Source organism: Snodgrassella alvi wkB2 (assembly GCF_000600005.1).
In the GTDB taxonomy this organism is placed as follows: Bacteria; Pseudomonadota; Gammaproteobacteria; order Burkholderiales; family Neisseriaceae; genus Snodgrassella; species Snodgrassella alvi.
In genome coordinates this window covers 107,686-127,671 of record NZ_CP007446.1, presented here as the reverse complement: position 1 = coordinate 127,671, position 19,986 = coordinate 107,686, and the positions used below count along the sequence as shown (strand labels likewise).

Annotated in this window: 17 protein-coding genes, 1 tRNA gene and 1 pseudogene; 14 read left to right on the top strand and 5 right to left on the bottom strand. The window is 35.9% G+C overall.

Translation table 11 applies throughout. The features are described 5' to 3' along the window. Window positions 1–4: 4 nt before the first annotated feature. Complete coding sequence (locus tag SALWKB2_RS00515) at window positions 5–1,090, top strand: type VI secretion system protein TssA (RefSeq protein WP_051506526.1); 1,086 nt, start codon at window positions 5–7, stop codon at window positions 1,088–1,090. 737 nt (window positions 1,091–1,827) lie between these two features. Here the strand turns inward: SALWKB2_RS00515 and SALWKB2_RS00510 are convergent. Then, window positions 1,828–2,196, bottom strand: a complete 369-nt coding sequence (locus tag SALWKB2_RS00510; protein WP_025329749.1) for a hypothetical protein — start codon at window positions 2,194–2,196, stop codon at window positions 1,828–1,830. A gap of 764 nt (window positions 2,197–2,960) precedes the next feature. On the opposite strand from SALWKB2_RS00510, the gene mobC reads away from it, so the two are divergent. The 8 genes and pseudogenes from mobC to SALWKB2_RS12100 form a co-directional block, all read left to right on the top strand. Beyond that, window positions 2,961–3,230 carry a plasmid mobilization relaxosome protein MobC gene (gene mobC / locus SALWKB2_RS00505; protein WP_025329748.1) on the top strand — a complete coding sequence of 90 codons (270 nt, stop codon included), beginning with the start codon at window positions 2,961–2,963 and terminating at the stop codon, window positions 3,228–3,230. After that, on the top strand, window positions 3,227–3,760 hold the full coding sequence (locus SALWKB2_RS12330; protein ID WP_180297658.1) for a hypothetical protein: 534 nt from the start codon (window positions 3,227–3,229) through the stop codon (window positions 3,758–3,760). The genes mobC and SALWKB2_RS12330 overlap by 4 nt, the downstream gene beginning before the upstream one ends. Further along, window positions 3,697–4,251 (top strand): hypothetical protein, encoded by a 555-nt coding sequence (locus SALWKB2_RS12325; protein WP_180297659.1) that lies wholly within the window; start codon window positions 3,697–3,699, stop codon window positions 4,249–4,251. The genes SALWKB2_RS12330 and SALWKB2_RS12325 overlap by 64 nt, the downstream gene beginning before the upstream one ends. 237 nt (window positions 4,252–4,488) lie before the next feature. Further along, window positions 4,489–6,096 (top strand): ParB N-terminal domain-containing protein, encoded by a 1,608-nt coding sequence (locus SALWKB2_RS00495; RefSeq protein WP_025329747.1) that lies wholly within the window; start codon window positions 4,489–4,491, stop codon window positions 6,094–6,096. Further along, a complete protein-coding gene (locus SALWKB2_RS00490; RefSeq protein WP_025329746.1) occupies window positions 6,096–6,995 on the top strand; it encodes a DNA adenine methylase in 900 nt (299 codons plus the stop codon). Before SALWKB2_RS00495 ends, SALWKB2_RS00490 begins: the two co-directional genes overlap by 1 nt. A gap of 265 nt (window positions 6,996–7,260) precedes the next feature. Beyond that, a complete protein-coding gene (locus SALWKB2_RS12425; protein WP_306216284.1) occupies window positions 7,261–7,386 on the top strand; it encodes a type II toxin-antitoxin system HicA family toxin in 126 nt (41 codons plus the stop codon). A gap of 191 nt (window positions 7,387–7,577) precedes the next feature. Next, entirely contained in the window at window positions 7,578–7,829 is a 252-nt protein-coding gene (locus SALWKB2_RS12105; RefSeq protein ID WP_157784996.1) for an IS3 family transposase, read from the top strand. Between the two features lie 15 nt (window positions 7,830–7,844). Further along, window positions 7,845–8,327 (top strand): annotated as a pseudogene (locus SALWKB2_RS12100) (IS3 family transposase); the annotation flags it as partial. A 132-nt stretch (window positions 8,328–8,459) separates the two neighbouring features. On the opposite strand, the gene rimL reads toward SALWKB2_RS12100, so the two are convergent. Continuing rightward, entirely contained in the window at window positions 8,460–9,011 is a 552-nt protein-coding gene (rimL, locus tag SALWKB2_RS00480; protein WP_025329745.1) for a 50S ribosomal protein L7/L12-serine acetyltransferase, read from the bottom strand. 322 nt (window positions 9,012–9,333) lie between these two features. Between rimL and SALWKB2_RS12675 the strand changes: the two genes are divergently transcribed. The 4 genes from SALWKB2_RS12675 to SALWKB2_RS12665 all read left to right on the top strand — a co-directional run bounded on the left by SALWKB2_RS12675 (window position 9,334) and on the right by SALWKB2_RS12665 (window position 13,093). Then, the gene (locus tag SALWKB2_RS12675) at window positions 9,334–9,519 is read left to right on the top strand and encodes a type II toxin-antitoxin system HicB family antitoxin (RefSeq protein WP_080690416.1); all 186 of its coding nucleotides are present in this window, start codon (window positions 9,334–9,336) and stop codon (window positions 9,517–9,519) included. A 933-nt stretch (window positions 9,520–10,452) separates the two neighbouring features. Then, on the top strand, window positions 10,453–10,779 hold the full coding sequence (locus tag SALWKB2_RS00465) for a LexA family protein (protein ID WP_306216487.1): 327 nt from the start codon (window positions 10,453–10,455) through the stop codon (window positions 10,777–10,779). Window positions 10,780–11,747: 968 nt separating this feature from the next. Then, on the top strand, window positions 11,748–12,068 hold the full coding sequence (locus SALWKB2_RS00460) for a helix-turn-helix domain-containing protein (RefSeq protein ID WP_038648574.1): 321 nt from the start codon (window positions 11,748–11,750) through the stop codon (window positions 12,066–12,068). Further along, a complete protein-coding gene (locus SALWKB2_RS12665; RefSeq protein WP_080690475.1) occupies window positions 11,966–13,093 on the top strand; it encodes a tyrosine-type recombinase/integrase in 1,128 nt (375 codons plus the stop codon). The genes SALWKB2_RS00460 and SALWKB2_RS12665 overlap by 103 nt, the downstream gene beginning before the upstream one ends. Here the strand turns inward: SALWKB2_RS12665 and SALWKB2_RS00455 are convergent. The 3 genes from SALWKB2_RS00455 to phoB all read right to left on the bottom strand — a co-directional run bounded on the left by SALWKB2_RS00455 (window position 13,052) and on the right by phoB (window position 15,227). Beyond that, window positions 13,052–13,127, bottom strand: a tRNA-Lys gene (locus SALWKB2_RS00455). The two genes, SALWKB2_RS12665 and SALWKB2_RS00455, sit on opposite strands and share 42 nt — an antisense overlap. Window positions 13,128–13,140: 13 nt before the next feature. Beyond that, window positions 13,141–14,502 (bottom strand): phosphate regulon sensor histidine kinase PhoR, encoded by a 1,362-nt coding sequence (phoR, locus tag SALWKB2_RS00450; protein WP_038648572.1) that lies wholly within the window; start codon window positions 14,500–14,502, stop codon window positions 13,141–13,143. A gap of 38 nt (window positions 14,503–14,540) precedes the next feature. Next, window positions 14,541–15,227, bottom strand: a complete 687-nt coding sequence (gene phoB, locus SALWKB2_RS00445; RefSeq protein ID WP_025329739.1) for a phosphate regulon transcriptional regulator PhoB — start codon at window positions 15,225–15,227, stop codon at window positions 14,541–14,543. An 821-nt stretch (window positions 15,228–16,048) separates the two neighbouring features. Between phoB and SALWKB2_RS00440 the strand changes: the two genes are divergently transcribed. Continuing rightward, entirely contained in the window at window positions 16,049–19,687 is a 3,639-nt protein-coding gene (locus SALWKB2_RS00440; RefSeq protein WP_025329738.1) for an autotransporter outer membrane beta-barrel domain-containing protein, read from the top strand. Window positions 19,688–19,986 lie beyond the last annotated feature (299 nt).

Sequence of the window (19,986 nt, the reverse complement as noted above, 5' to 3'; positions counted from 1 at the left end):
AATAATGAGTAACAAAAAATCAAAAACAAATCCAAAATATGCCGATCTTCTTGCGCCTGTGTCTGATGAGCAGCCCTGTGGCAGCAACCTTGAATACGATCCGGAATTTCTGCTATTACTCTCTAATTCTACTGAACAGCCAGAAGCGCAATACGGTGATTTCGTCAACAAACCGGAAGGCGTAAACTGGAATGAAATCGAACGTGATGCATTGAGATTGCTACTGCGTACCAAAGACATCCGGATTTACATTATCTTGCTTCGCAGCAAAATCCAGCTTAATGGTGCTACAGGATTGCGCGATGGGTTAGAGTTACTGGAATCAGCCTGTAGTACTTATCCGCAAGATATCTATCCGCAGATTGAATCTGATGAAACAGGTGATGAAGAAGATGCGGCTCTGGTACGCAGCAATGCTCTGGCGGCACTCATCGATCCGGAAGGAGTAATGGCTGATATCCGCAGTATTACTTTATCGAGCAATTCAGCACTGCGGCTGCAAATCAGGGACGTAGAACGATCTTTATCAATACCGCGCCCTGCTGATGCACTGGCACCTGATTCGGTTCGGCGACAGCTGGTGGATTTACGTTTACGTGCCAGTCAGGCTCTGACAGCACTGGATGAAACTATACCGATCCTTGATAAGCTGCAAACCTGGGCTGATGAAATTCTGAAAAATACAGCACCAGATTTAAATCCGCTAAAAAAATTACTGAAAATATTACAGGATAATGAAACCCGGGCTGCACCAAAACGCGAAACTATTGACGAAAACAATATACAAGCAGATACACTAATAGTTTCCAGTGAAACATCAATCACTGAAACTGCAGAAATGACTCTTTCTTCTCCGGAAGAAACAATAATAAATGAGTCAGAGAAGTTTTTGCCGGCTGCGATTACCGACCGCTTTGATGCACTTCAACGTATTGAAGACATCCGTAACTGGTTTGAAGCTCATGAACCAAGTAGTCCAACCATTCCGCTGCTACGTCAGGCTGAACGCATGGTCGGCAAACGATTTTCCGAAGTAGTTAACACTATACCATTGGAACTGCTGCAGAAATGGGATGACTCAGAATCATAAAAATCAACTTTTTAATTACTATATGCCAAAATAAACAGAAAATTGTATGAAAATAAATATAGAACAGGATCCAGAATTATCAGCAAATTAACATCTGAAGTTTCTGATATTGAACGCTAAAAATAAAAAATGATATTTATTTAGCTGGTAGTTAATGTTAAAAATGAATCTACATTAAATCAGCTTCAAATGTACTTTTAATTAAACTTATCAGAATTTAAATCTCTTTATACTTTTACTAATTATTTTGGTTGCCTGTGCAACCAAAATAATTGTATAAAAACGGCAATGTCCCTTTTTAAAATTAAATATTTTTAAGTGCAAAATACTACTTTAAAAATATTATTCTCACACTATTGCTTAAATTTCTATCGTGCTATTCCACCGTGTCGCGAACAAGCCCCTTTTCCTGCCTTAGTTGAAGTTCCATCATTACATTTAGTAGCACCATTATATTTAACCTCAATAGCTTTTATTTTCCCTGTATGTAAATCTCAAATAAGAATATCAATCCTTTGCCCTCTACCTAGACCCGGAGTTTTTACATGAACTTGAGTACCTATAACTATAATATTATCTTTTTTACTTAGTTTATCTAAAACCTATGCTTCATCTTTTTCCCATTAGCCCTATTATTGGCTAATTGTTCTGCGCTACAACCTACGCTCAATCCCCACGGGCAATCCAAGAGAGTGTATTAGGCGCATACCGGTATACAACAGGCTAGGATCTTATATTTAACTGTGATTAATATATAGAGCAACAGGTTTTGCCGGTACGGTAATTTCCCATCCCATGATGAGTAATATTGCCATAGCCATTTCTCTCATATTCTGCCACTCAGCACATTGACAAAGCGCATCGTTTTTCCAGTATTGGATGTTAGGTGCTCCACTTATAGATAACATATTATCATCTAACTGTTTAATTGCCAATTTTTGCTCAGACGTGAAAGAAGATGCGACCAAAGGATCGTTTAATTCATCTAAAGCCATTTCCCACTCAACAGCCAGCTCGTCCGCAACATTCACAAAATCAGGAAATAAACTTTTTTGTACTTCACAAGGCTGCGCTATCGCCTGAGTTATCCATTTAATCTTATTCATTTTCTATTCCTTTGGTTTATTAATAATTGTCGCTTTCTCTCCTGCACTTGGCTTGTAAGAATTAGATTATAGGTATTTCAACTGAAGAGTTATAAAAATTATCAAGAAAAAATCTTCTAAATTTGAGCAGTTCTAAGATAACATTATTAAATTGATGCAGGCTAAAATATCTAACATAGACATAGTCTGGTTTCTGGAATTAAGCGGTCTACAAACAAGTTTAGCGAATTTTGATTATTACCTAAAAAATACAAAATGAGTTTGCACAGCTCGGATCTAGAAATGTAAATACTATTACTGGTCGCACTGAAATCAGTAATACCTCACCTGCAGAGGTTTTAAGTAAGAATTCAATCGGTATGATTCAGGACATACATGGGCTACCAGACTAGTTAAAGATAGCGTTTTATATATGACTTTCGAATGGAAATCTTTAGAAATGGAGGCAAAGATATGCTCATTTGGTATTAGAGCATTTAATTCAACATGCATAAAAGATTGACAATATCATGACATAGAAGTATCACAGTTTTGTCACAACTGATAATTTAGAGAGAAAAAAATAGTAACCCTAGATAAATGCCGGTAAGCCTAGTATTTCAAAACTGGCCAAAACTTTATTATTAGAGCAGCTAAATCTTGAGCCAAAGGATAGTGTAAATAACTACAGCAATGCAGACAGCCAACGAAATAAAAAAAGACTGGAAATACAAATAAACAATGACCAGCTTGAATATTTAAACGCAGTATCTGGACAACATTTAATGACATCTAATGCCTTTGTTGTGGATATTATCAATCACTACATTACCGGACACCCTACCCTGTCAAATAATGAAATGCAGGCACTGTATCAGTCCAATTACCAGCTGTTACGCATCGGGCGCAATCTTAATCAGATAGCTCGTCAGCTGAACATTGGTGAATCAGGCGGAATCACCACAGATGAAATTCAGAAACTTCGTACACTCATTGAGAAACACACAGAAAGTGTAAGTGAAGTAATCCAGGCAAGTAGGAGAAAATTTGAATGAGCAGATCCATAGACGATTGGTTATACAAAACCCGCGCCGTCAGAACGAAAGATTCTGTCGGTTTTTCTTTATTCAAAAAGAAACCTACGCCATCGCTAAAAGCTGGCTATGGTCTGGCCAATTTGCGTGCTGCGGCTCTTAAGCAACCTGAAGTAATGGTTAAAATTTCCAAGCGCAAAAGTAATACAAGTACCGGATTGAAAGGAATTCGCGGCCATCTCAATTACATAAGCCGGAATGGTGAAATAGATATAGAAAATCAGGATGGTGAGAAACTCCAAGGCAAAAAAGAAGTATATGGCCAGATCAATGACTGGCAGAAACTAGGAATACCGGAACATAGTAAAAAGCGGGAAGCAATTAATATTGTGCTTTCTATGTCCGCAGGAACGCCACCAGAGGCCGTAAAGAATGCAGCAAGGGAATTTGCCGCTGAACAGTTTAAGGCCACCAATACGCATTTGCGTTGCATACAGACAGTGAACGCCCTGATGCACCGGCTCACCCACATGTACACCTGTGTGTACTGATACGTGATGAGTTTGGCCAAAGACTTAATCCCCGTAAAAATGATCTGTTCGAATGGCGGCTTCGATTTGCTGAAAAGATGCGCAAACAAGGCGTACCTTGCGCAGCTACTCGTCGCCAGCACAGAGGAGTAACCAGGAAAGGAGAAAATTTTGTACTGCGTTCCATGCAAAAACGTGGTTATGCAGGCAATGTTCACAAAGAACAGGCTAAAAAATTAATTGAAGCTATTAAAACCGGTAACAGACCGGCACATATCTTCCTGAAAGAAGCAGTTGCAACACGTTCGGAAATCGTCAGCGAATATGCCAAGCTAGCCAGAGAGCTATACAAATGTGGACACAAAACCGAAGCCAGGCTGCTAAGTAAATTTGCTACAGATGTAACTAAGACTGGTTTTACTACTCAGACTCAAGAAAGATATGATAAAACTATAAAAGATTTGAATCAAAAGCAAATTCATAATATTGAGCGAAATGATCTTGAACGTTAACAAATCAATATGTAAATATTAATCAAAATGCTTACATATTATTCTGATCATTTATTGCTAAATATCTAACTTACTCAATTTATTATTTTAGTAAAATATATAAAAGATATATAATAATTGTTTATATTTTTTTATATTAATTTTTATTAATTTGTAACCTTTTACACTTTTTTAAGCTCAAACAATTAAAAGGCTTGAATGCTTGAGTTTTAAACAGCTAGATTTGAGGAGCTGGGCATGACAATAATAAATCAAAAGTGGTATGAAAAACATGAATATAAATCAGTAGATGATTTGCAACTTTGGGATACCAATCCACGATTTAACCCATCTAGGAAATTAGAAACTCTCAGAGATTGTGTAGAAGAACTGATTAAAGATAATAATGGCAAAGAAAAATTTATCAATTTAATAACTTCCATTGCTAAAAATGGATTTATAGGTTTAGATCCTATAATTATTTGGCAAAATAATGAAGCAGGATTTACTGTGGCAGAAGGTAATAGACGAGTTATGGCGCTAAAACTATTACTTAATCCAGCAAACTCGCCCATTAACATCCGGGAAACTGTGACCAATTTGTCAGAATCAATTAACAAGGACGAAATTGAAAAAATAAATGTTTTCTTAGCACCTTCTTTTGAAGATGCAATCTGGTATGTAACGAAACGGCATACATCAACAAATAATGGCTTAGTTTCTTGGGATAGAGCTCAACAGCATCGTTTTATAGTTAATATATATAATCAATACCATCATGATCCAAATGAGCTAGAAAAACTAACAGGTTTTGACCAAAGTACAATTAAAGGTGCTATATATGCTAATCATATTATTGAACTAAAAAAGGATGAAAAAGTTACTTGTCATTTAACATCAGATGAAAAAAATGAAGTGTTATATGGAACAAAAATTAAAATATCAACATTAGAACGGTGGTTTAATCATTCTGAAGTTAAGAAAGCTTGGTACATAAATTTTGATGATTACAAATTTAAAATTAATGGCGACATTAATAGCTTTTATATTGCATATGCACATCTTTTAAAATTAATGATTAATAAAAATGAAAGTTTAGGGTTTATCGTTAATACACGTACAGTAGACGATTACTTGCAAAAAATTTTAGAATTTTTACCTAAAGTGAAACCTCTTCAGGAAAGTGGTACCGGAAAACCAACTGGTGGGGATACCGTAAAACTAACTGGTAGAGATACCGAAAAACCAACTGGTGGCGACACCGAAAAACCAACTGGTGGCGACACCGAAAAACCAACTGGTGGCGACACCGAAAAACCAACTGGTGGGAATACCGAAAAACCAACTGGTGGCGACACCGAAAAACCAACTGATGGGGATAATCAGGTACGAACTGGAAATGTTCAACGTAGAAATCTTGCTTATAAAAAACATATAATTACAACAGATAACCATAGACTATATGCTTTATTTGAGGAACTGAAGAAATTGCCAACCAAATCTTATCTGCATTTATCAGCAGCAGGGATTCGAATCTTTTTAGATATTTCTGTTGATAATTACATATCTGTCAGACAATTACAATTAGATTTGAAAAGAGAAAAAAAGAAAAACTTCGAAGATATCACGTTAACAGAAAAACTCAAATATTTAAGTGGGTTAAATCTTGAATCCAAGAAAGCTACGTCAATTTTACAAAAAATACTCAACTATAATAATGATTATAGTATTGATACCTTAAATAAATATATTCATGGTAACACAACTGATAAAATCAATCGTGAATTTTTAAATAGTTTTTGGGATATACTCATACCTTTATTTGAAGTTTTAGTGGAAATGAAAGAAAAAAAGAAAGAAAGTTAATGTTTTTATCTCCTTTAAGATACCCGGGTGGAAAATCAAAATTAACAGCTTATGTCCTTGAAACAATCAAACTAAACGGTCTTGAAGGGGCATACTATGCTGAACCTTTTGCCGGAGGTTGTGCTATTGCATGGTATCTATTATTAAATGGTCACGCCCAAAAAGTTTATATTAATGATTTGGATCAAGCCATTTATGCTTTTTGGTACAGTGTCCTTAATCGAACGGATGAGCTTTGTGAGCTTATTCTGACAACACCAATTAATATTGATGAGTGGTTGCATCAAAGAGAAATATATCGACAAAAACATCACGATTATTTAAAACTTGGATTCGCCACTTTATTTTTGAATCGCACTAATCGGTCAGGGATCTTAAATGCTGGTGTAATAGGCGGTTTAAAACAATCTGGAAAATATAAGCTTGATTGCCGATTTAATAGAACTGTCTTGATTAAACAAATCAGTGCGATAGCTTCTAGAAAAAAAGATATTCATTTAACAAATCTAGACGCAATTTTGTTTATTCAGCAATATATTCAAAACATCAATGAACCGATTTTTGTAAACATTGATCCACCATATTATGTAAAAGGTAAAGGACTGTATCAGAATTTTTTTGAGCATGACGATCATTATCATCTGTACGAAAGCATAAAACACTTAACAAAACCGTGGATTATTACTTACGATAATACTCCTGCAATTTGCGATATATATACTGAATATTTTCCAGAACCATTTAATTTAACTTATTCAGCACAAATCAAACGTAAAGGATCTGAGATAATTATTCATTCACCTGAGTTATTAAAAACATCATTTAAGCCCGACGTCACCTTTAATGAAGTCAGACAATATTATAAACAGAAAGAGTACGAACAATTTAATCAATTATAAAGTAAGACTCATATAACATTCACTTTGACTAATGAATTCAGTTATTAGTATATCCTAAAGTTCATTAATAATAACGAATCGACTATTTTCTTAACTACCATTATGTTAGTCGATTTGTTTTCTTAATATTCTCTCCATAAATTTTCTCATATCACTAACTGCATTTGAGCAACTTTCAAACCAACTGTAAATCACCCTATTTGTTACAGTATCTTTTACTTTTTACATTTGATGTTTAAAAATACACACAGCAAGGAAAGGAGATATGCATAGCTCAAAACTTATTGAAATGCTTAAAGAAAACGGGTGGTATGAAGTCGCAGTTAAAGGCAGCTACCACCAATTTAAGCATTTAACAAAAAAAGTCCGAGTTACCGTTCCCACCCCATGAAAGATTTATCGCTTGGAACAGTAAAGAATATTCTTAAACAAGCTGGTCTTTAATAAGGCTAGTCTCAAAAATCAACTGAAAGTATCAATTATTTCTATAGTTGTTTTAGCTCTTAAATATCAGTATTCCTTAAGACATTTACTATCAGCAACAAAACTGGCAAAAAGTGTTTTTATTATTATGTTAATAAGTTGAAAACCCCGTCTGCTTATGAAAATGAGTTAAAACGTATTGAATCGATTTACCATGAACATAAAGGGCGTTATGGTTATCGCCAAATTCATTTAGCGTTGATAAATGGAGGAATGAAGCTCAATCATAAAACGGTACAACGATTAATTGGTCAGCTTAATCTCAAATCGACAGTAAGACCTAAAAAATATCATTCTTATCGTGGAGAGACAGGTAAAACAGCAGCTAATTATCTTAAAAGAGATTTTTAATCATCGAGACCGAATGAAAAATGGGTAACGGATGTCACAGAATTTAAGGTAAATGAACAGAAAATTTACCTATTCCCCATTATCGATTTATATAATCTAGAAGTAATAGCTTATAAAGTGGCTAAAAATGCACGTTTGACCTTGGTGACAGATATGCTTCAAAAAGGGATATTACGATTAAAACAGTGTGAAAAACCCTTACTACATAGTGATCAAGGCTGGCAATATAGAAATCGCCATTATCAGAAGCTACTAGCTAATAATGGCATCAAACAAAGTATGTCCAGAAAAGGAATTTGTTTAGATAATGCGGTAGCTGAAAACTTTTTTGGTCTAGTAAAATCAGAAATGTATCATGGACAACGCTTTCAAGATGCAGATGAATTGATTGAAAAAAAATAGAAGAATATAGAATACTACAACACCAAACGGATTAAAGCCAAATTAAAAGGTCTGACTCCGGTTGAATATCGAAATCAGGCCTTACAAGCCGCTTAATAAAAGTGTCCAACTTTATGAGGTCACTTCAATTAGTCGGTTTTTTGTGTGATCTTTCTTTAATTTAATCAGTAATAAAATATTTAATATAAAGTTAGTGAGTAATTATTTTGTTATAATTTGGTGACTATTTTAAAGGTACATTGAAATTAAACCATAAATATTTTGATCATGATAAATTCCATTTAAATATTCAGCCTGTTTAAGTGTTCCTTCATAACTAAAACCGCATCGCTTAGCAACCGCATTACTTTTAGGATTATCCACTGAGCATTTAATAACAAATCGTTTAATTATTTTTTGCGATGCATAGTAGTAAATGAGTGCTTGGATTGCTTGCGTCATAACACCTTTGCCTTCTGCTTGGCTATCAAGCCAATAACCAATATAGGCAGTCTTATTGTTTTTATCTATTCGATTAAAAGATAATAAGCCGACAGGGTTATTATCCAGTAAAATTACATAAGTTTTGGTAATATCTTTTTGATGTTCAACTGAACAATTATCTAAAAAATTTGATGTGTCTGCTTCATTACTGACAAACTTAGGCCAAGCCATAAATTGACTAAAATTATCACGATTAATATTAATAATATTGTATAACTTAGATGAATATTGTCGATCTGATGGCACTAAATGAATATGTTCATTGACAATGATGCTTTGTTGATTGGTATTTGTCATTAATTATTCCTTTAAGAGCATAAGCAATTTTCAGTCAGTATAAATATAAATTAAAGAATAATATCAACGTTACTAAATTAAATGATTATATTTTTAGCGTTAGCGTTAGCGTTAGCGTTAGCGTTAGCGTTAGCGTTAGCGTTAGCGTTAATTATAAAAAACTATCAGATCATTTGATCTGGTAATTTTATTGTTATCTAAAAATTAATTAGAAAAATTTTACGCATCATATTGCAATCTAGAAAGATGGCAACACTGGTTATGGTGTAACTGTATCAGTCTTACCAGGTTGCTTCTTATATGGTGACACCCTGAAGCAAACATTACCAATACCAAAGAAGCCATCCAATTTCATCTTGAAAGTATTCTCGAAGATGGTGAAGAGCCAGTAATTGAGCAGATATCTTTGGATAACCTTATTAATAACTCGGATTATGCCGGAGCACAATGGTTTGGTGTTGAGATGAATATTGATCATCTAACATTTAACCAGAACGCTTTAATGTAAGCTGTCCATAATATATTCTGGAAAAGGTTGACCGACATGTTTTATTAACCCATGACAACCGTTCCAATTTTCTAGCCAAAGCGGCACTGGATAGAATTAACCATCTTTCTTAATCATACTACTGCGATTTTAGTTAGTTTAGTTCCACGTTCAAACAAGTATTTCCTAATAATAAAAAGCCAGTAATCAAGCTGACTTTTTTGTTTAGCCGTAGGCGTTTCAGCGTAAGCTGAATTTGGCAACGACCCCGCTTTACCGGTTGTTGCCTATCCTGCATATAGTTTAAAAGTCGTTATTATTAATGGGCGTTCTTTTTTTGAGGGGAATTTTTCGCGCGGATTCGAATGAATAATAAGATTATTCTAATTTATTGTGGTTTATTTCGGTGTATCTTGGTGTATTTTAGTTTATTTCAGTATTATTTCATTCAATCTTAGTATTATTTGATTCAATTTAAATATATTTTTATTCAATTTTAGTTTATTATAGTATTCGCTATATTTAATATTAGTTTATTTTAGTAAATTTTATGGAGATTTGATCCTGGGCATTACAGCTGAAGAATTTTTGAAAACTGTTAAGAAAAGAGTTTCTAAGCTTGAGCAATTCAAAAAAGATATTATTAAATTGAAACAAGAAAAAGTATCTAATATAGACATAGTTCGATTTCTTGAATTAAACGGTGTACGAACAAGCCCAGCGAATGTATGTAAATACTTAAAAACTATACAAAGCGATCTAGAACAAGCTAAACCTAAAAAGTAAACACGATTAAAGGTCATACCAAGTCCCCGGATATATCGCAAACTGAAGACACACAAGAAACGAATAAAACACGGCTACATTCCTGGGCAAGCAAAGATGATGTAAACGATTTATTTTAAGTAATTAAAAATGATTGATTTATACGAAACAGATCAACAACGCTAATCGATTGATATTCCGTCTTATTTAATTAAAAATCAGCCTGCAACCATAGCGGTCAGATGTGGCAACGATTCAATGAAAAATGCCGGTATTAGTACAGGTGATATTCTCATCATAGATAGATCATTAGAGGCCAGGAATTCAGACATCGTGATGGCGAATATCGGTACTGCATTTACTATTAGACGGTATGAATTAGTAAATGAAATAGCCTATTTCAATTTCGATAGCACTATTGGCAAATTTAATAACTACATTTTTTGTCCACAAGATAATATGGAAATTGTAGGAGTTGTAGGAGTTGTAACCTTTGTCATAAAAGCAATTAGATAGCTTTATTTAAAATAAATAAAAAAGATTCTAGCTCTGCGTTTAAATATTTGAAGTGGTCTATGTAGTTGTTATATGTATATAGCGTGTACTTCATGTGCAATCTAAATTGCACTTTATGTACAATGTTATTTGCTCATAATATACAAAAATATGTTTTTTATATGATTTTTTAAACGAATTTTTTTAAAATTTTATATGCTTTTAAAATATAAATAAAATAAAAACGCTTTTTTTTATGTTTTTAAAATATTGAATGCGTGAATGAAGGTTTGAACTTCATTTTTTATGTAAATATAATATTTATTTTGAATAATAGAAATTTAAGATAAAAAAGGCCTGACTAATTAGTTAGTCATTGCTTTTAATATTTATTTTTTTCTGATGTTTAAAGAGAACCAGCGGGCTTTACTTATAGAAATATTAGAAAAAAACGAGGAAAAGGTTAACCAGCTTGAGAATTGCGTGTATGCGCGACTAAAATGGAATTTCAGTAACATTTCTACAAACAACAAAGAAATTACTATTATTCTCTATCTCTCGATTTTTTTTGCTCTTTGTTGTGCTGTTGGTAGTATTTTTTCTATTTTTCTATTTTTCTATTGTTTAACTAATCAATAGATTCAAAATTTAACGACTTAGCTGTTATAGATAGCTAGGTCGTTTTAATTTTTAATTCATAGAATCAATGGTATGTCTGACGTTAATAAATACAACTTGGATTATTTATTATGCTGATTAATGATATTAAAACTATTGAGACAGAAAAATATCTGTTTTTTATACGCCGGAAGAATTTTCGCATTTTAGATTGTTACCTAGTCCAACCGAAGCAGGCAAAAAATATTGCCTGTTTCTTTATGTTGATAAAAATAATTATCTGATTCTAGAGACAGGTATACAACGACTAAAACGGTTCATGGATACGTCTAATTACCGTGTTTTTGAAATCATCTATTAAGAAAAATATTGTGGAACCTACAGGCTTAAAAACTTACACAGCTGATGAAGTTGCAAAAATATGTCAATGTTACCCACTGACTATTCGAAAATATATCAAAGACGGTTATTTACGTGCAGTTAAATTTGGCCGTGCCTATGTAATAAAAGAAAGTGACCTTGACGATTTCATGCATCAAATTGAAAATATGCAATTGCAAGCGTCACTCCAACGAGAGAGTGAAAAAAAATGTCATTATATCAACGAGAAAACGGAGTTTGGTATTACAGCATTACATTACAGAGCGGTAAACGAATTCGCGGAAGTACTAGGACTAAAGACAGAAAATTAGCAGAAGAGTTACACGATAAATTGAAGTATGAAACATGGAGACAAATAAATTTAGATGAAAAACCAAAATACCTATGGGATGAGGCAGCCCTAAGATGGATTAAGGAAAAAAAAGGGATTAAAAAAAGTATAAAGGATGATATATGCCGACTTCGACAGCTGCAAGAGTTGAGAGGAATTTATATACATCTGATTGATAAACAAATGATTATGTCAATAATTAATCAAAAGGATATTACCAATGGTACTAAAAATAGATATATAGCCTTGATTCGATCAATCTTAAATGCGTGTGTTCAAGATTGGGATATGCTGGAGCAGGCACCAAAACTCAAACTATTTAAGGAGCCTAAACACCGAATGAAATGGCTAAGGCCAGCGGAAGCCAAACGACTGTTAAATAATTTGGTTCCGTATATGGCTGATATGGCTGAATATGATTTAGCTACTGGTTTAAGGCAGAGAAATATTTTTAATTTGAGATGGTCGCAAATCGATTTTTTAAAACGAACATGCGAATACTATCCTGAAGATATGAAATCAGATAAACCGTTAGTGATACCATTAAATGATACTGCCATAAAAATTCTAGTTAAACAATTAGGTAAACACGATGAATACGTTTTTTTAAATTCACGTCATAAACCTGTTAAATCTCTTAATTACAAACTATGGCGAATTGGTGTGGCTAATGCAGGCATTGATGAAGACTTTAACTGGCATGATTTAAGACATACATGGGCTAGTTGGCTAGTCCAAGATGGAGTTTCATTGTATGCACTAAAAGAAATGGGGGGCTGGAAATCTTTAGAGATGGTGCAAAGATATGCTCATTTGGCACCAGAGCATTTAATTCAGCATGCATCAAAGATTGACAATATCATGGAAAATGAATGTCACAGTTTTGTCACAGGTGCTTGTTTAGATGAAGAAGTAGTAACCCTAGATAAAATGCGTAAAATATTGAAAAATATGGAGGAAAAATGGTGGGTCGTGAGCGATTCGAACGCTCGACCAACGGATTAAAAGTCCGCTGCTCTACCGACTGAGCTAACGACCCAAGAGCGCGCATTTTAGGCAGGAGTGCGGCTGCTGTCAAGTACTTTGCTATTATTCATTTGCGGTAATATGGCACTAAAAGTGCTGCCTTTCCCGGTAATACTTTCAATCTGTAATTTACCGCCATGTTCTGCCAGAGCGTGTTTAGCAATGGCCAGCCCAAGACCTGTACCACCGCTCTCGCGTGAGCGGCCTGAATCTACACGATAAAAGCGTTCGGTAAGATGAGGAATATGCTCCGCAGCGATACCATGACCCGTATCGCTCACTTGAAATACAATTTGCTGACTACAATCCGGCACATTCTGTTCCATATAGAGCCGGATAGTAATAGTTCCATATTGCGGAGTATAGCGTACAGCATTAAACAGAAGATTACTGAATGCATTATATAAATCCTGCTGAATTCCCTCTACCCAGATATCTGCAGCTATTTCACAGATAAAACGATGTTTATTTTCAGACAAAATTTCAGCTTCATATACCACCTGCTCAACCAGAATACTCAGGCACAACGACTGTTTACATAAAGATGCAGTAACCTGATTTTCCAGTCGTGATAAGGTTAATAAATCTGCCAGAAGATGATTCATGCGGGTTCCTTCTTTACTCATCAGTGCAATAAATGACTGACGCTGTTCCTGCGGCAAATCCGGCATATCAGTTAAAGTTTCCAGAAAACCATTGATTACAGTTAAAGGAGTACGCAGTTCATGTGAAACATTGGCCACAAATGCTGTTCTGGTAGCATTCAATTGTTCGGCAGCAGTAATATCCTGAGTAATAATCAGTGTTGCCTGTTCATCAAACGGAGTACGGATAATATTTAATACACGTGGTAATCCGCTATTTATATTTTCAAGTGTAAGCTTTATATTCAACGACTCTGTTACTGGCTCATCCAAAAATCGCCGGAAATCACTATTTTCAATCAGATCAGCTAGCATACTGTTATTGTCTTGTTCAGCAACCAGATTCAGATGTATTGCAGCCAGATGGTTCAGCCACTGAATATGTCCATCCTGCCCGAGGATTAATACGCCCTCTGGTATGGTTTCAGCAATGCGGTTAAAGCGTAACAAGGCGACACCCAGTTTCTGTTTGCGCTTTTTACGGCTACGTGCCTGTAGCATCAAAGTATTGAAAATATTGTTCCAGATCCCGATCCCCTGTGGCACATTACGTAATTTCGGTCTTTCCAGCCACCGAACCAGTTTAAATAAATGATACCAGTAACCCGCCAACCACAAAAAAAACAGGCAGCACAAGCTGATCAGCATGAATTGCAGGCCGCCAGCCAGCAATGACGCTACGACAACCACTATCAGGGTTGCCAGTATTAAATATAAATGATGACGCAGTTCAGACAGAAGCATATCATTTCACAGAAGATAAATTTAAGAAGTATTTCCGGCTATGGTGAAAAGCGATAACCGCTGCCACGCACTGTTTGTATAAGGTGGTCATGCCCCACTGTTTCAAGTCCTCGTCTTAACCGGCGAATATGAACATCTACCGTACGCTCCTCAACAAACACATGATCACCCCAGACAAGATCAAGAAGCTGGCTGCGGGTGTATATACGATCCGGATGTGTCATAAAGAAATGTAATAACTTAAATTCACTGGGGCCGAAGGGAATGGTTTGTCCGTTTACTTGTACACGCTGCTCCTGCGGATCGAGTTCCAGACCATAAATACGCAGTGGTACACTGGTTTTTTGCGGTGCACGCCGGCGCAAAAGTGCATTAATTCGCGCAATCAGTTCTCGTGGTGAGAAAGGTTTAGTAATGTAGTCATCTGCACCTAGATTCAGCCCCTGCTCTTTATCTGTTTCTTCACCTCGTGCTGTTAATAGAATAATGGGTAAATCACGGCTGCGAATATCATTCCGCAGCTGCCGAATAAAATCAAGACCGGAAAGTCCGGGTAACATCCAGTCCACTAGCAGCATGTCAGCCAGCCTGGATTGCAATAACGGCTGTGCTGCTTCTACACTAGGTACACATTGAACAACAAAGCCGGCCTGCTCGAGAGTAAATTGAATCAGGGTAGAAATTGCAGCTTCATCTTCTACAACCAATACCATAACTTCTGCCATATATATTTCCTGACCAGATTAATTATCTATTGTGACAGATTAAGAAAATATAAAGCCAGCAACTCAGCCAAAACCTGTGCCACAACATTCTGTTGCCTACATTGAGTGCCGGACTGACTATTGCAAGGCTAGCAATACAATATAAGCTTACAATACATTAAGAAGCAATATACACAGCCATCCCATATTAATTGTATTGAGCAAACTCCACCATTTAATTTCTTATTATGAACATCAGTAATTAATAAATTTTGATTTATCGTGATTAATAGTATGATTTTCTCAATCAGTTTACTATAAATCTTCAGCCGTCTGCATTTACTAAATAATATGTAACCGGTTACGTTGTTCTACGGGTATAACGATAACGTTATTAAAAATACTGCAGATACTTTTGAAACCAATTTACAACAAATCAAAGATTTAAATTACCTGATTATTATTTTAATCTAATTCCATCTTCATAAAATATAACTGTTTACTCCCAAATCTGCTTACTAAAACATACATTTCAACAAATATATTAATATAAATAAATATACCATAAACATAAAATATCAGGCTAAGGCTTCAGTTATCTGCCATATCTCATAGAAATCCTAATTTTTTTATTTTATTTAATCATTATTATTATTTATATAACTAACAAATAATAACATTTTTTTATTAATTATCAAATAGTTAAATTTTTGACTTAATTGATTTTTTATTGTCGAATTAATACTGGATATGTCTTATTTCTTAATGTCCGATTAAATGATTGTGTAACTAATTGCTGTAACTAAAGCATCATTATTTTTTAACCTGACTATTTTATTAATATGAATAAAATCTACAAACTTATCTGGAATGCACAAGTACAGGCATATGTTGTTACCTCAGAACTAGCTCGTAAAGTGGGTAAAGCAGCACAGCCCAGGCTGGTAAGCATTATAGGTATCAGCATAGCAACCTCTGGTCTGACTTATGCACAATGTCCGCTTTCGTTTCAAAACAGCAAATTTTGTACAACATTCAGGTCAAATACACCTGGTATCAGTACATATGCGGATACCACTATCAGCAATAACCGTATTGAAAACCGGGATCCTTCCAGTCAGACTATCAATACATCTACCGATGAATTAAATCAGACACTTACCATCGTTAATCAAAATGGCGCAGGAAATTTAACCGTAAACGCAAACAATAAAAACATCACTAATATTGATGCAACAAATAATAGCCAGACAGGTTCGATTATCATTAATGCCACCCAAGATATGTTATCTGACTCTGTCAGTGGTATTTATATTAATAATGCCGGTACCGATGCTAAACTTTCAACAGCCTCTATTCATAGCAAACAGCGCAAAGGTATTAGCATTTATAACGGAGGCAGCGGTTCCACACAAATAACAGCTAATGGCACCATTATATCTGATAATGATGATGCCATTTATGCTATGAATAATACTGCAGCAAAAGATTTATTTATTACTACCGGAGCTGTTATTGGTAAAGCACATGGCATTTACGCATACAACAATGGTACAGGATCAGCGACACTTATCGTTAACCAAGTTATTGAATCAGGCACTACCGATGCTATCTGGGTTAATAATGCGAATGTATCAGCCAAAAACATAGCTATTACAACCAAAGATACCGTAAAAGGCAATACCAACGGTATTTATGCATACAATAGTGGTAAAGGTTCTACAACCATTACCACTAACGGCGATATATATGCAAATAATGGTAATGGTATTTATACAGAAAATCATGGTGAGAAATTAACTGTTACCAGTAAAAGTGTTCAAGGTACAAATACCGGTATTTTCGCTATCAATTCTGGTACAGATTCTACTGAAATTACGTCTGAAGGTAATATTTCCGCTACATCCGGTAACGGAATCTTTGTTAATAATGGCAATAATACAAAAGACCTGACTATTAACACTCATGCTATATCAGGTGCTGATAATGGCATATATGCAACCAATAATGGTACAGGCGCAACGACAATCCACAATAAGACATCCGTAACAGCAACCCGTAATACCGGTATCAGTGTAGTAAATGCAAACCAGGCTACGGGATTAAATATTGAATCAGCGGTTATCAATGCCGGAACTAACGGTATTTATGCAATGAATCATGCGTATGGTGCAACAGAAATTACTTCTAACGGATCAATTACAGCTACAAACGGATATGGAATCTGGGCTGAAAACGGAGAACAGGCCACGGATGTCAAAATTACTCAGTTAGATGGAAGAATTAGCGGAGGAATCAGCGCAATTGAGATACACAATTCTGGTTCAGGTAGTACTACACTTACCCTGGCCAATCAAATAAGCGGAGGTACGGAAGCAGGTATTGTTGTTCTGGATAAACCAAACAGTACAACAACTATTACCCTTAATACCGGTACCAGTGTTTCAGCAACTTCTGGTCGGGCTATTCGTGATGGTGATGGTAATGCCAATGTTACGCTGAATAGCGGTTCAAACGTCATCGGGAGTATTGATCTGGGTAACGGTAGTGACACTCTTTCTATCAATCGCGGAGCCATTATCAGTAATATTACTGTAGTCGATGGCGGGGACGATACCAGCAGTAATGACGGAATGACTGATATACTGAATATTAATCAGTCTCTGACTGGTTCTACCACGGGTAATAATAATGGTATTGCTGGAAATATTGCTATTCGTAACTGGGAAAAAATAAATCTTGCTCAAAACAGTATGCTCACTCTGAGCGGAGATTTGAATACTAATCAGCTTAATATCGGGAATGGTACCACAATCAATCTTATCGGTTCCCTAAGACAGGCACAGATTAATGGCGATGTATTTAACTCAGGCAATATTAATCTCAATAGTAATTTCACCGGAGACAATTTAACGATTAACGGAAATTATCAGGGTAATGGCGGTAAACTGACTCTGGATCTGAAACTTAATTCTGCTTTAAAAGATAATGACAGCATTGCTGACAATACTGCCGATAAACTGACTGTTCAGGGTAATGTGACAGGTAAAACCACCATCAGATTTGCCAGCATTGATGGTCTTGGCGGCGATACCGGAAATACCAATGGCATTGAATTGGTACATATTAATGGTAACAGTACCGGAGATGCTTTTGCACTGGAAGGCGATCATTTAGACAGAGGTGCATATGAATACCATTTGTTTAAAGGTGATTTGCAGCAAAACGGGAATAACTGGTATTTACGCTCTCAAAAGCAAACAAACCCGGGGGATGATAACTCCGGGGGCGATAACTCCGGGGGCAATAACTCTGGTGGTAACAACTCTGGTGGTAACAACTCTGGTGGTAACAACTCTGGTGGTAACAACTCTGGTGGTAACAACTCTGGTGGTAACAACTCTGGTGGTAACAACTCTGGTGGTAACAACTCTGGTGGTAACAACTCTGGTGGTAACAACTCTGGTGGTAACAACTCCGGTAACGGCAACTCTGGTGATAGTGGTACGACAACTAAACCATCAAAACTCAGACCACTATACCGTAAAGAAGTACCATTATTTGCCGCAGTTGCCTCTCAGTTACGACAGGCCGACAGCCTGATGCTCGCTAATATGCATCAGCGTATCGGTTCCACTCCTCTGCCCGATGAACGTATGAGCTGGGGCAGAGTGATTGCCAGCCGTTCTGATATTCAGCAAAACGGGCCGGCCAATGCCCGTACTACCGGTAATTATGCCGGTTTACAACTGGGCAGTGATATCTGGAGCAACAACGGCTGGCGTGCCGGCGGATATGTCGGTTATCTGCACGGCAATCTCGATGTTGACGGCTTTACCAGTGGTATTGATACCAGAGCAGGTAAAAACACAACCAAATCTTACTTTATCGGCGCATATGGTAATTACACCCGTGAAAATGGTGCTTATGCAGATTTTGTAATACAGGGTGCCCGCCATCATGTCGATATTAAACCGGATAACAATCCGTCCGGTAAACAGAAAGGTCATGGCGTTACGGCTTCAGTAGAAATAGGTCAGCCGTTTACTCTGGGCAGCAGCAACTGGAAGCTTGAACCGCAGGCTCAGATTATCCATCAGTGGCTGGATTTAAATGATTCTGATATCAGCGGACGTACTACAGTCAGTCACGGACACAATAATGCCTGGCTCTTCCGCCTTGGCGGAAGACTCGAAGGCAGCTATCAACTGAATAAAGGAAGTCTGCGACCCTATGCCCGGGTAAATTTCTTTTACTCACCTGATGGTGCCGACCATACCAGTTACATTACTAATGTAGCCACAACCAGATTAAATGCCGGTGCCTCTCATGCCAGCACTGAGCTGGCAATTGGCGGTACTTACGATATTACAAACAAAGTAAAAGCTTATGGTGAAATCGGCCATACATGGTCTAATGGTGGTGATGCACATACCAAAGCACCGGTAAATGGTTCTGTCGGATTAAAGATTAACTGGTAAGGCTTAATAAATAAAGAAGCCGGTAATTATTTCCAAACTGAATCATTTCTCTTTGTAAAAAACAATACAAATCATATTGGTTATTCTGGTATATGCAGAATAACCAATATGCATTATTATCATCTTTTTCATTTTATATTACATAAAACAATTCAATACTATGCATTATTCCGGATCTAATATTAATTCATAATTTCAGCATCCGCCGGTTTTCTTTTAAAGAAGATATTTACTGCTTAGCATGAATTTATTTTAAATAATTTATTTACAGCCCTAACTAAATAAGCGCCGGTTTAGTT

Excerpts from the sequence above, each read along its gene's own strand:
- SALWKB2_RS12665 (WP_080690475.1), top strand. The coding sequence starts at position 11,966 with ATGTCATTATATCAACGAGAAAACGGAGTTTGGTATTACAGCATTACA.
- SALWKB2_RS00495 (WP_025329747.1), top strand. The coding sequence starts at position 4,489 with ATGACAATAATAAATCAAAAGTGGTATGAAAAACATGAATATAAATCA.
- SALWKB2_RS00440 (WP_025329738.1), top strand. The coding sequence starts at position 16,049 with ATGAATAAAATCTACAAACTTATCTGGAATGCACAAGTACAGGCATAT.
- phoB (WP_025329739.1), bottom strand. The coding sequence starts at position 15,227 with ATGGCAGAAGTTATGGTATTGGTTGTAGAAGATGAAGCTGCAATTTCT.
- rimL (WP_025329745.1), bottom strand. The coding sequence starts at position 9,011 with ATGACAAATACCAATCAACAAAGCATCATTGTCAATGAACATATTCAT.
- SALWKB2_RS00515 (WP_051506526.1), top strand. The coding sequence starts at position 5 with ATGAGTAACAAAAAATCAAAAACAAATCCAAAATATGCCGATCTTCTT.
- SALWKB2_RS12425 (WP_306216284.1), top strand. The coding sequence starts at position 7,261 with ATGCATAGCTCAAAACTTATTGAAATGCTTAAAGAAAACGGGTGGTAT.
- SALWKB2_RS00510 (WP_025329749.1), bottom strand. The coding sequence starts at position 2,196 with ATGAATAAGATTAAATGGATAACTCAGGCGATAGCGCAGCCTTGTGAA.
- SALWKB2_RS12330 (WP_180297658.1), top strand. The coding sequence starts at position 3,227 with ATGAGCAGATCCATAGACGATTGGTTATACAAAACCCGCGCCGTCAGA.
- phoR (WP_038648572.1), bottom strand. The coding sequence starts at position 14,502 with ATGCTTCTGTCTGAACTGCGTCATCATTTATATTTAATACTGGCAACC.
- SALWKB2_RS00490 (WP_025329746.1), top strand. The coding sequence starts at position 6,096 with ATGTTTTTATCTCCTTTAAGATACCCGGGTGGAAAATCAAAATTAACA.
- mobC (WP_025329748.1), top strand. The coding sequence starts at position 2,961 with ATGACATCTAATGCCTTTGTTGTGGATATTATCAATCACTACATTACC.